This window comes from Comamonas sp. HJ-2 (genome assembly GCF_053615495.1).
Map to the genome: position 1 here is coordinate 95,263 of NZ_JBSIFD010000009.1, position 12,693 is coordinate 107,955.

The following is a 12,693-nucleotide window of genomic DNA, read 5'->3' on the forward strand; positions in this document are numbered from 1 at the left end:
CCGCTTCGCGTCTTCCCCCAAAGGGGGACGACGACCTTGGCTGCGGGGCGGACCTAGCTGGCCGTCTCGCGCTTGGACTGCGCCAGTGTCACTGGCTCATCACTTCGAGCAAAGCCGGATGGGAAGCCTTTATAGGTTGAGCGAAATCAGCCTCCAGTGTTACCTGGATTGCGGTCACCGCTATCAAAGCAGAGCCTCACCCCTAGGCTACTGAGCACGTTCCATGAATCCCAGCAAACCGCTGCTGCGCTGCGTGGGACTGCCCATCGCCGACACCAGCAGGCCGGGCACTTCGGTCCACAGCGAGAACGCCTTGCGCGCCCGCGTGATGCCGGTATAGACCAGCTCGCGGCTGAGCACATTGCCGCCCTGCGCGGCCAGCACCAGCGCCGTATGCTCGAACTCCGAGCCCTGGCTCTTGTGCACCGTCATGGCAAATGCGGTCTCCACATGGGCCAGGCGCGCCGTGCTGACATGGTGCAGCAGCTCGCCCTGCATGAAGTACACGCGCAGCCGCGCCGGGTCGCCAAAGCTGGGCAGGGCCATGCCGATATCGCCGTTGAACACGCCCAGCTGCGCATCGTTGCGCGTGACCATTACCGGACGGCCCATATACCACTCGCCCTCCTTGCGTATGGCGCCCATGGCCTGCAAGGCCTGCTCCACCGCGCGGTTCAGGCCCGCCACGCCCCAGCTGCCGTCGCGCACGGCGCACAGCAGGCGGTAGCGGTCGAAGGCGGCCAACACCTCCCTCACCCATTGCCGGTGCTCGGCCTCGGTGGCAAAGCCGCGTCCCTTGCCCTGCCCATGTTGTGCCAGCACCTCGGCATAGGCGGCATAGCTGGCCATTCCGCCACGGCCTTGCACGGCGCTGCGCACCACGGCCTCGACCTCACCGCCTTCGCGCGCCCAGAGTTCGGCATGCAGGCCGGCCTGGGTCTGCGTGCGCAGCAGCGCCATGGCAGAAGGTGCATCGCCGGCATTCACGGCCTGTGCCAGCAGACCGATAGGGCCGCCAAAGCGGCGGCTCTCGCGCAGCATGACGGTGTGCTGGGCCAGCGGCAGGGCCCTGGCCGGCGCCAGGTACTGTGCAGGCAGGGACTGGCCCGTCACACGCTCGACATAGGCAGCGGTGTCCGGCGCGTAATTGCCCCGCTGCGCATCGCGGCACAGATCGCCCAGCACGGCACCGGCCTCCACCGAGGCGAGCTGATCCTTGTCGCCCAGCAGAATCAGGCGCGCTGTGGGCGGCAGGGCCTGCAGCAGCGCGGCCATCATCTCGAGGTGGATCATGGAGGCCTCATCGACGATGAGCACGTCGACATCCAGCGGATTGCCTGCATGGTGGGCAAAGCGCCGCGTGTCAGGCCTGGCCCCCAGCAGCGAATGCAGGGTGCGTGCCGCCCCCATGCGTTTGACCAGCGCTTCCAGATCCAGCTCTCGGCCCACGGCCTCCTTCAGCTCCAGCAGCGAGCTATCGATGGACTGCTTCAGCCGCGCCGCCGCCTTGCCGGTTGGCGCAGCCAGCGCGACGCGCAGCTGCGCGGCATCCGGCGCCGTGGCAAACAGCAGCGCCAGCAGGCGGGCAGCGGTATAGGTCTTGCCCGTGCCCGGCCCGCCGGTGATGACGGACATATGCCCCCGCAGCGCCAGCGCGCAAGCCAGCTTTTGCCAGTCCACCGCATTTGCGGCAGCTGCGGACGAGCTGAAAAGCCGCCCCAGCCATTCGCGCACCCTGGGCTCGTCAAGCGCCACCGCATCGGCCGCCGTACGCTGCGCCATATGGGCGGCCACGCTGCGCTCATAGTCCCAGTAGCGGCGCAGATACAGCAAGGGCGCAGCGCTGTCCAGCAGCACCAGCGGCTGACCTCGGTCTGCCGCTACCGTTCCCGGCTGCACGACACGCACCACGGGGCTGCGGCGCAGGGCCTGCAGCCAGTCAGCCAACCGGCCGGGCAATTGCTCCCATAGCGATTGCTGCAGGCGCTCTGCCTCTTTGGGCCAGGCAAGAATCTGATTGGGATCGCCAGCCAGCGCCTTCAAGGGCAGGCAGCTGTGACCGCGCCCCTCCATCTGCGCCAGCACGGCGGTGGCCACCAGCAGCGCAGGCCCGGCCTCTGCGTCCTGCGCGGCGACAAAGGCCGCCAGGGCGCTGTCCAGGCGGCGCAGCAGGCCCGCATCGGCCAGTCGCTCCAGCGCGGCCAGCCAGTCCGTCGTGCCCGGTGCAATCGTGTCGCCATCCGCGGGAGCTGCAAACAGGTCCAGCGTCTGCAGATCGGCTTTGCGGCGCCCCTTCATGGCTGCTCCTCCTTCAATTCCTTTTCGTTATCTCCGAGAAGCGCCTCCAGCCCGTCCAGCAGCGCCAGCGGCGGCTTCAGCACATGCATGCCGGCGGCCTCGCCATCGAGACCGCGCAGGAAGAAATAGAGCGCGCCGCCCAGCTGTTCGCGAGGGTCGTAAGCCGCGCCCAGCCGGCTTTGCAGCAGGCGGTGCAGAGCCAGCAGATACAGCGCAGCCTGCACGTCATAACGGTGCTCTAGCATGGCCTGCTCCAGCGCCTGAGGGGCGTAGGCCGCGCCGTCCTGGCCCAGGTGGTTGGTCTTGTAGTCCAGCACCCAGTAGCGGCCGCCATGGTGAAACACCAGATCGGCAAAGCCCATCAGCATGCCGTGCAGCTCGCGCTCGGGCAGCACCGGGCGCGGCTGGCCGGCAAGAATGTGCCGGCGGCACAGCGCGTCAATACGAGGTGCCGACAGGCGCCGCGCCGGCAGCCAGAACTCCATCTCGGGCAATAGCGCATCACCTTCGCCCAATTGCGCCAGCGAGACGCCGAGCGGCGCCAGCGGCTGGTGCACCACGGCGCGCAGCCACTGCAGCACATCGGCGGCCTGCTCCTTGCGGCCCGCGCGCTCGCAGCGGCGCAGCAGTCGGGCCGCCAGGGGTTCACTGTTGCCGGGATCATCCTCGGGCTGCAGCGCAAAGTCCTCTGCGGCCAGCCATTCCAGCTGGTCGTGCAGGAAATTGCCCACCACCGGGCCGCGCATGAAGCGGTGCCACACCGCAGCATCGCTGCGCGCACCGGCGGCGAATCCGGTCAAGTTAGGCAGGGCGGTCATGACCTCGTTGATGACGCCCAGGTCCAGCGCAGCTTCACCCGCTTCCTGGGCCTGCAGCGCACGCTCGTCCTCGGCGGGACTTTGTGCGGCCACCGGCAGGACCGGCAGGCTGGGTGCGGCCATGGCGCGGGTCAGCGACGAAAAGCTGCCAATGCCCCAGCGGCGGTCGAACTGCGCCTCGTACACGGGCGCGGCGGCCAGGGCGGGCAAGGCCTGCGCGGCCACATAGCGCGAGGCCACGGGCAGTTCGGCCGGCAGATCCACCACGGCGATCTGCGTGCAACGCTCGCTCAGGGCCTGGATGCTGGCGCGCCAGCCGGCTGCGGCCTGCGAAACATCTCCGGCCAGCAGATAGCCTGCCGCACCCTGTTCGTTCACACAGTTTTTGCTGTTGCCGCGTTTCATGGGGGCCAGCCCCATCCACAGTGCATGGCGCGGGCGGGTCAGCGCCACATAGAGAAGGCGCAGATCCTCGCGCAGGCGTTCCTTGTCGGCCTGCGTCAACTGTGCATCGTCGTAGTCCAGCACCAGCTCGCGCGCGGGTACGCCATCGATCTGCACGGGCAGCGAAAGATAGGCCGCCTTGCCGTCCACAGGTCGGAAGCTGCCGCCGAACGGCAGGCAGACCAGTGGGTACTCCAGCCCCTTGCTCTTGTGCACGGTGACGACCTTGACCAGATCGGCATCCGATTCCAGCCGCACGATCTGTGCATCGCCGGCCGCGCCCGGGCTCTCGATCTGGGTGGCCAGCCAGCGGATCAGCGCCTGCTCGCCTTCCAGCTGGGCACTCGCGCCTTGCAGCAGCTCGGCCAGGTGCAGATAGTTGGTCAGACGGCGCTCGCCGCCCATGTCCTTCAGCCAGCGCGCCGGCAATTCAAAGCGGTACAGCGTCTGGCGCAGCATGGCCAGCACGCCCAGGCGCAGCCAGAGACTGTGCAGTTCCTTGAGCAGCTCGCTGCGCGCATCGAAGGCCTCGTCATCGCTGGCCAGCCAGGCCAGCTCGTCAAACGACAGACCCATCATGGGCGTGGCCAGACCGGCACGCACGGCCAGTCCGTCCAGAGGCGCTGCCACGGCACGCAGCCACAGCAGCAGATCCTGCGCCTCGACGCTGGCGAAGACCGAGTCTTGATCGGAGAGATAGACCGAGGCCACATTGCGCCGCGCCAGTGCACGGCGCACGGCTGAGGCCTCCTTGCCAGTGCGCACCAGCACCGCGATATCGGCCGGACGCAGGCGCTGCAGCGGCTGGCCGGCTTCGGCAAAGCCCGTGGCACCGTCCATCAGCCACTGCACGATCTGGCTGGCGCAGAACTCCGCCCCACGGCGGCGGATGTCGTCATTGCTCAGCGGCTCATCGCTGCTGCCATCCCAGGCAATGGTCAGCGCGGCCATGCGCTGGCTGCCCTGCATCAGCAGCTCCTTTCGGCCATTGGCCTTGACGCTCTCGAACGGCAGCGGATTGCTCTGCCCGGCGCGGAACATGAACGCACCCTCGCCTTCGCGCACTTCAGCCTGCACAAACCATTGGTTGACCGCATCGACCAGCACCTCGGTGGAGCGGAAGTTGGTGTCCAGCACATAGTGGCGGCCCTCGGTCGCCTGCCTGGCCTGCAGATAGCTGTAGATGTCCGCACCACGAAAGCCGTAGATGGACTGCTTGGGGTCGCCGATCAGCAGCAGTGCGCTGCCCGCGCTGTTGTCTGCCGTGCGGTAGATCTGGTCGAACAGCCGGTACTGCAGCGGCGAGGTGTCCTGGAACTCGTCAATCAGCGCCACCGGATACTGGGCCAGGATGCCGGCTTGCAGCGCGGGGCCGTTATCGCCAGCCAGAGCCGCATCCAGGCGCTGCTGCATATCGGCAAAACCGAAAGTGCCGGCCTGGCGCTTGAGCCACAGCAGGCGCTGCTGCACCTGGACTGCCGCATGCAGGCGCAGCGCCACATGCAGGGACGGCATCTGCGCCAGGGCCTGAAGCAGTTGCTCCAACTCGGCAGATGCGGGGGGCAGCTCCACCGGCGCATCACCTTTGCGCGCTTCATCCAGCCCGGCAGGCACCAAACGGGTAGCCCCAGTCTTCATTGCAGCCGCCAAACCATCGTGCGGCGCGGCAGCCCACTCCCGCAAAGCTTTCAGCCAGTTCTTGTAGTTGGCAGGCTTGAGCTTCAAACCATTCCAAGCACTTTTGTTGGTGGCCAACTGGCCGTCCAGCCAGTCTTCCAATTGCTGCGCTTTTTGCTCCCAGCCATCGCCAAGCATTCGCAGTTGCTGCGCACGCTCAGCCTGGGTCTGCGCAATGCATTCACCCAAGGTTCCGGCGCCCGCCGTGGCGGCTATGTTTTCACGCAGCAGCGACTGCATATCCTTGACCAGGGCCTGCACATCGGGCCAGACCTGCAGCGCCGCCTCCAGCACCTCGCCCGAAAGCGGATAGCACTGCTGGCGCCAGTAATCCTGTGCAGCCTCGGTCTGACGCTGGCTTTCATCGGCCTCCAGCGTTTCATCAAACAGATTGCCGCTGTCAAACGCATGCTCGCGCAGCATGCGCTGGCACCAGGCGTCTATGGTGTGGATGGCGGCATCGTCCATGCACTGCGCAGCCATGTCCAGCCGCCAGGCAGCGGTGTCGCGCAGCTCGCCTTCGGCATAGGCATCGCGCAGGTCGCGCAGGAAGCTGTCGTGCGCCGCCGGTTCGGCCTCGCCGCGAAAGCATTGCACGGCCTCGATCAAGCGGGCACGGATGCGGTCCGACAGCTCGCGCGTGGCGGCCCGCGTGAAGGTCATGACCAGAATGTCGGGCGGCATCAATGCTCGGGCAAAGCCGTTCTCTGCGCCGTGGCCCAGCACCAGCCGCAGATAGAGGGCTGCAATGGTCCAGGTCTTGCCTGTGCCCGCACTGGCTTCGATCAGGCGCGAACCCCAGAGCGGGAAATGCAGGGGCTGCAGCGCCTGGCTGCCGGGCTTCATGGGGTTGGCGGGCGCGCTCATGCCGGCTCTCCTGGTTGTTCGTCCTGGTCTGCGCAATGCAACAAGGGCAGATCCTCGGTCTGCACCTGCGCGGCCAGCCAGTCATGCAGCGGGCCATAGACCTGCTTGGCCAGGACGTGGAAGCGCAGATCGGCCGTCAGCGCCGCCCAGTCGGGGTAGCAGCGCGCCCAGCTGGGGTCTTCGCATTCGCCGCCCAGCATGTAGCCGCCCTCGTAGGCCTGCGCGGCGGCGCTCGGATCGTCACGACCGGCTGCGATGGCGGCTTTGAGAGGCAGCGGCAAGGGCTCGTTCTGGCCCGCCAGCCACAGCTGCATCAAGGCTTGCAAACGCTGCGTGGCCGCCTCCGGCTCCAGCGGCTGCACCCAGACCAGGGTGTCGCGTGCGATCACGCACATCAGCGTGTCGCTGCCCGTGCTTGAAAGCGCCAGACTGCGCACATAAATGGGCAGCAGCTTGTGGGCCTGAAGCTCGCCTCTCTTGTTCAGCAGCGTGCGCGGCTCCAGCGCGAACCAGCAACGGCTGTGGCCCGCGTCCGAAGACGGCTCTTCACGCTCCTGCAAGCCATCCATCCAGTCATCCAGCGTGACCGCTCCGGAGTGCAGCAACAGCCGCTCGCGCGGCGCCGCATGGGGCCACAGCCGCATCTGCTGCTGCCAGGCCAGCAGCGACGGCGTGGCCTGCGCCTGCAAGGCCTCGGCCTCGCGCCTGCCGAGACCTGCCAGCGGCAGCACGCCGGCACGCCCCAGACGCTGCACCTGGAGTTGCACCTGCATGCCCACATCCAGCGCCGCATCATGCGCCAGCTGCGTGCGCACGCCTTGCTGCAGCTGCTGAATCAGGCCGTAGGCGGTCAGGCCATCGACGCTGAAAAGCTCATCGTCCTCCAGCAGCTCCTCGTCCTGCTCAAAGCGCACCTGCAGGCGATTGCGCAAAAAGCTGCGTGCAGGGTGGCGCAGAAATTCCGTCAGTCGCGCCAGCGTCAGCGGCACCTCGGGGTCGGGCTCGAAGGCAGCCACGACCGGCAGCACCTGCGCTGCCCGCTCTTCATGCGCGCCATACCATTCGCGCGCGAAGGTCGACAGCCCCGAAGCCTGCTCGAAATAGCGGCGACTGAAGGGCTGCAAAGGATGCTGGCGGGTACGCTGGGCCAGCAGCAGATCTCCGCGCTCGCTGGCGGAAAGACCTGCACTGCCTTCCCCCTGCCAGCCCTGGCGGAGATAGTCGCGCAGCTGCGAGACCAGCACCGAGGGGGGCTGCTCACTGTTGTCGCGCACATGGCGACCGGCCCAGCTGATATAGAGCTTGCTGCGGGCCGACAGCAAGGCATCCAGCATCAGCTGGCGGTCATCGTCGCGGCGCGCGCGATCACCGGGGCGCTGCTGCCCGGGCAAGGCCATCAGATCGAAGTCCACGCGCGTGGCGCGGCGCGGGTAGTCGCCATCGTTCATGCCCAGCAGACACACCACTTCGAAGGGGATGGCGCGCATCGGCATCAGCGTGCAGAAAGTCACGCCGCCGGCGCGAAAACGCTGGTTGAGCGCGGGCTCGGACAGGGCCTGCAACCAGGCCTCCTGCGCCACTTCCAGCGGAATCAGGGCATCGAAGCCCGCTTGCTCGCAGGCGCCCTGCCAGCCGACCAGGGCCGTGTCGAGTGCGGCGCACAAGGCCTGGTCTTCATCGCCCTGCGCGACAAAGAAGTCGTCCATCAGACTGCGAAAACGCTGGGCCCAGACCTCGGGAGCCGCAGCCGTAGCAGCCGTTTGCCACCACTGCAGCATGCGCCCCAGCAAGCTGGCCAGCGATCCGGCCAGCTCGGCCGTCAGGCCGCCCACTTCGTCATAGGGCTCCATGCCGGCAAACACCTGTGCCTCGTCGAAGGCGGCCTCCAGCGCCGGCCCGCTGGCATAGCCCAGCAGCATGCGGCGCAGGCCGAACCAGGCGCTGTTGGGATCACCGCAGGCCGCCAGGCCCAACTGTGCTCGCTGCGCATGGTTGAGCCCCCAGCGAATGCCCGCACCGGCCATCCAGTGCGTGAGCTGGGGCAGATCGTCTGCCGCCAGACCCACGCGCGCCGCCACGGCGGGGACATCGAGCAGGTCGCACAACTCGCTCAGACGGCAGCGCTGCTGCGGCAGCTTGAGCAGCCATTGCAGCGCCGTCACCAGCGGACTGCTGGCACGCGCGCCCACGTCGGCGATATCAAACGGAATATGGCGCGCATCGTGGCGGCCGTACTGGCCGAACACGGCGCGGATGGCGGGTGCAGCCTCTTCGATCGACGGCAGCATGACCACCACCTCGCGCGGCGCCAGCGCTGCGCGGCCCGCCGCGGCAGGCTCGGCCAGCCATTGCAGCAGCTGGTCGTGCAGCACTTCGAGCTCGCGCACCAGGCCATGGGCCTTGTGAAAGACGATGGACTGGTCGGCCGCCGCGATCTCGACCGCAGGGTGCTCCGCCATGGGCACCAGATCGCGAATGCGCTGCTGCACCTGGACCAGCAGCGGTGCGTCGATCAGCTCGCTCGCGTCGGCCTCGTCATACACATCCACACGCGGCCAGCCCCATTGCACGGCCGTGTCCCCCGTGGTGTCGAAGGCATCGAGCTGGCGCACATAGTCGCGGCTCTGCCGGCCCCAGGCCGCCAGCAGCGGATGGGCATGGGCGTGCATGGCGGCCAGCGGAATCTGCGCCAGGTCCTTGCCGCCCTTGTCGGCATGGCGGCGGCGCTGCTGGCGCAGCAGCTCGCGCCCGTCGATGGCATCGGCCCAGTGAAAGCGGCAGGGGTTGGGAACGGCAATCAGCACCTGGCTGTGCTGGGCAATGCCGCTCAGAAACTGCATCAGCGACAACGGCATCTGGCTCATGCCGAACACCACCACACGGCGCGCCAGCGGCGTGACGGGCGGCTGACCGCTTTGCAGCGCGTCCAGAATCCGAGCCAGCAGGGCCGGGCGGGTGGCGGCACGCTCCTGCTCATCGAGTTCGGCCAGCACCTTGCGCCACAGCTGGGGCTGCCAGAGCTGCCCTTCGGGAACGGGCGCATCGGGGCGGCCCGCCGTGCGCAGCACATCCTCGCCCTGCTCCCAGGCGGCCAGCCAGTCGGCGCGGTAGATCTGGTACTGGTCGAACAGGTCGGCCAGCTTTTCGGCCAGCTGCAGCAGACGCTGCGGCTCGCCAGGGCGCAGAAAGTTGGCAATCGGTGCGAACGCAGGCTCGCCCAGGCATTGCGGCAGCAGACGCATCAGGCGCCAGATCATGGGCGTCTTGTCCAGCGGCGATTCACGCGGCACCTCATGCCTGCCCAGAATCTGCCGGTAGCTGCGCCAGACAAAGCGCGCCGGCAATTCGACCTGTGCAGCGGCGCACACGCCCTGCTGTTCGGCCATGCGCATCTTGAACCACTCGGCCATGCCGTTGCTTTGCACCAGCACGATCTCGGGCTCCAGCGCCTGCAAGGGATGCGCCGCCAGCCAGGCCAGCACGGTATCGGCCAGCGCCTCGGTCTGGTTGCCGTGAATGGCGATCAGGCCCGGCTGCCAGTTAGCTGCCGGTTGCGACGCCCTTGATTGCTGCTCTGCTGTCACACGCGCTCCTGTGCCTGTCTGTGCACGATGAAAGCTGCAAGCTTAACGGCAGCATGCAGGCGCTATCAAATGGAAAGCTGGTTGCGTATACCAACAAAGCGAACTGGAGCTGAAACGCTTTGAAATCAAGCAAAGACAAGCGCAATCCGCTCTGCTTTTTATTACCCACAGCCCATCGCGGACATTCCGAGGCTGCAATGAGAAAAGCCCCGGATCATTGCTGATCCGGGGCTTTAAATTTGGTGGCCTGGGACGGAATCGAACCGCCGACACAAGGGTTTTCAATTTTTTGAACACTTGCGCAGCAGGTTTCGGCCCCGACACCGATCTGCCTAGTGTCATGGGAGGCATACAAAAATCTTCAATTCGCGCTACAAAGGGCCTCGCTACGTCTGAGCAATTTGTACCCATTTGGAGCGGGAAAACAGCGCCAACTTCCAGCAGCAAACCGGACATTTTTTGGTCACATATCCTTTTCCTATTAATTGATAAGTATTTGCTCGCTCACATCGCTAGCCTTACCGATGTGAGCATCAAAATATCTCCGGAAGAACACCGCAAGCCTTTTTTCTTGGCATAAGCATCGCTCCCTATTGAGTGTTGATTTCCACGCAAAATGCCGCGCGAGTGTGACTATCGCCAGATGCACTAGGCTGAGCAAAATTTTCTGCATAAGTCAAAGCGTATATGACAGCCGCAGCCTGGAGAAAACCGAGATGAACCTCGTCAAGCGACTTGGGAAAGGGTGAAATTTCGCGCACTTGAACGCCATGAGCTTCGTGTTGCCATCCTCAACGAACTCCGCGAACTAGCCCTCCAAGACGACCGTCATGACATAACTCCACGTGGACTTCGCCAAGTTCGCTTCAAGCTGGATATATGCCGCAACATTGTCAGAAATAAAATGTATCATTTGGAAACTACTTGTTTACTTCAAAGCTAGATTTCCAAAAATGAAAAAATTTACTAAGCAAGCACTCACAGTCTCTATTTTCCTTTGTGCAATATCGGTTCAAGCGCAAGAAGCTGTGACTGCTGATTTGGATAGCTGTATCAATTCCGAGAAAATGAGCTCCACTGCCAAAGGTGCTGCAATTGGCGCTGTGACAGGGTTTCTCGGTGCTCTTGCTTCAGGCAAGCAGGACAAGGCGGCTCAATTGGCCTTGGCTGGTGCGGCGGTCGGCGGCATTGCAGGGTATGCAAATGCCTACTACAACGCAGTTGCAACTTGCATGAAGAAAAACCCAGCTTGGATTCCCGAGTCCAGCATAGAACGCAAAGGCAACTACAAAGCCATTGTTAAGGAGTTCAAGTACAAGCCGGCCCAAGGTGATGTCTTTACGGTTCGCCCTCTGAAAATGCCTGCAACTATCGCGCAAGGCCAAAACCTCGAATTTCCAGCAAAATTTGTGGTCCTGACACCAGATGGCGGCGAAGCACAGGCTCAAATCACTCGAAAACTTTTTATTGTCGAGGGCGACAAAGAAACCGAGGTGCCCTTCCCTGGTCACAGCACAACTGATCGCGTGCTTGAGAACGGCGAGCATGAAGAGTTGATCCACATCCCCATGGGACCTGATGTTCCTACAGGTTCAAAATTCCGTTTTTCCTACAGCGTCTCTCTCAAGGGCCTTCCCGCTAATTCCGCCAGCGGTATCACGGTAGTCAAGTAAATGCAGAAGACCACTAAATTTGCTCTGATCAGTTTGGTGGTCGCAGCCTTGGCAGGCTGCGCCAACCAGTCGATGCCAGGCTACCAGCAGGTCTATCAGAGCTACCAGATCCCAGATACCCTGTTGCAAAGCGTGCAGGCTCGACTCAAAGCAGAGGGGCTCACAACCGCAAAGGTTTCGCGAGATTCTGTTGGTCGCTTGCGATTAGTCGGGAATTATAAAAATGATGATGAGGTAGAAAAAGCCTTCATCATAGCCCAGTCGATTGTTGGCATTAAATCAACGTCCCCGTTCTATCCTGAAGGCGTTCAGCAATCCACGTGGAATCGCGAAGCATCATCGGCTCTTTCCAGTTTTTTTAAAAATAAAAGACTACAGCAAGACTTAGGCCCTGGAAAGAAGAAAGCTATTGTCATTGGAATTAATAAATTTTTGGATAGCTCACATCTAAATGAGATTCAAGGCGAGGATGATGCTCGCTTGATGGGAATGATTCTTGCAAACTATGGCTATGAGGTTACCTCAGTCCTGGGAAATCAGGCAACCAAAGCCAACATTGAGGCACAGATTGCGAAGATCAATAGTTCCTTGCAGCCTAATGACAGTCTTTTCATCTACGTCTCAAGCCACGGAAATCCTCCCACACCAACACCTGGGGGTAAGGATGACCGACGAATGTCTATTGCTGCCTATGACTCCGGTAATACACACCCAAGCCAGTCAGTTGGGCAAGATAAGACTTCTTATTTGTTAAATCTGCAAAGAACGTCCGTTAAAGACACACTTATTCAAAACTTGGCTCAAAAGCCAACGGTTGTAACTCGCGTGATTGTGGACACCTGCTATAGCGGAGAAATCCTCAAAAACACTCCCTCCATTGGATCAGACTACCAGAATTCCATAAGCTCCGGTCGATTTGAAACCGAGTCTGTTTCCATCGCATCTTGGAGCGGTGAGAAATTCACAAGCAAAGGCATTTCTTTTATTGATGATTCTAAATCATCAAAAGAATCACCAGCAACTACTGCCGATTTCTCTTCTCGTAAAAATTACACTTTTATTACCGCAACCAGTGCTGGGGAACTTTCTTATGGCCCAACACCAAGTATTGGTACCTTTAATAGCCCACTGAATCAATCAGATGCGCTACGGGGCTCTTTCTTCACTCAATCGTTCATGGCTTATCTGAAACATTACTCAGGGGATGTTACCAAGGCCTTTGAATCCTCCCGCAATTTCACAACTTCCAAGGTCCTCACACAGAACCTCAAACAAACACCTCAGCGCTTCAGCACTATCGCAGTCAATTTGGACAACATCGTCTCCAATTAA

Annotated in this window: 5 protein-coding genes; 2 read left to right on the plus strand and 3 right to left on the minus strand. The window is 62.9% G+C overall.

The annotated features are described in order from the left end of the window. Positions 1 to 207 precede the first annotated feature (207 nt). From recD to recC, 3 genes are read right to left on the minus strand one after another with little or no spacing between them, the layout of a single operon-like run. Positions 208 to 2,298 carry an exodeoxyribonuclease V subunit alpha gene (gene recD / locus ACWGXF_RS08460; protein WP_256629628.1) on the minus strand — a complete coding sequence of 697 codons (2,091 nt, stop codon included), beginning with the start codon at positions 2,296 to 2,298 and terminating at the stop codon, positions 208 to 210. Continuing rightward, positions 2,295 to 6,104, minus strand: coding sequence for an exodeoxyribonuclease V subunit beta (gene recB / locus ACWGXF_RS08465; protein ID WP_256629627.1), 3,810 nt, complete (start codon positions 6,102 to 6,104; stop codon positions 2,295 to 2,297). The genes recD and recB overlap by 4 nt, the downstream gene beginning before the upstream one ends. Further along, a complete protein-coding gene (gene recC / locus ACWGXF_RS08470; protein WP_452101841.1) occupies positions 6,101 to 9,688 on the minus strand; it encodes an exodeoxyribonuclease V subunit gamma in 3,588 nt (1,195 codons plus the stop codon). The genes recB and recC overlap by 4 nt, the downstream gene beginning before the upstream one ends. Before the next feature lie 845 nt (positions 9,689 to 10,533). Here recC and ACWGXF_RS08475 point away from each other — a divergent pair. Beyond that, complete coding sequence (locus ACWGXF_RS08475; protein ID WP_452101842.1) at positions 10,534 to 11,361, plus strand: hypothetical protein; 828 nt, start codon at positions 10,534 to 10,536, stop codon at positions 11,359 to 11,361. Then, positions 11,362 to 12,693 (plus strand): caspase family protein, encoded by a 1,332-nt coding sequence (locus ACWGXF_RS08480; RefSeq protein WP_256629625.1) that lies wholly within the window; start codon positions 11,362 to 11,364, stop codon positions 12,691 to 12,693. It abuts the gene before it with no gap.

Excerpts from the sequence above, each read along its gene's own strand:
- recD (WP_256629628.1), bottom strand. The coding sequence starts at position 2,298 with ATGAAGGGGCGCCGCAAAGCCGATCTGCAGACGCTGGACCTGTTTGCA.
- recB (WP_256629627.1), bottom strand. The coding sequence starts at position 6,104 with ATGAGCGCGCCCGCCAACCCCATGAAGCCCGGCAGCCAGGCGCTGCAG.
- ACWGXF_RS08480 (WP_256629625.1), top strand. The coding sequence starts at position 11,362 with ATGCAGAAGACCACTAAATTTGCTCTGATCAGTTTGGTGGTCGCAGCC.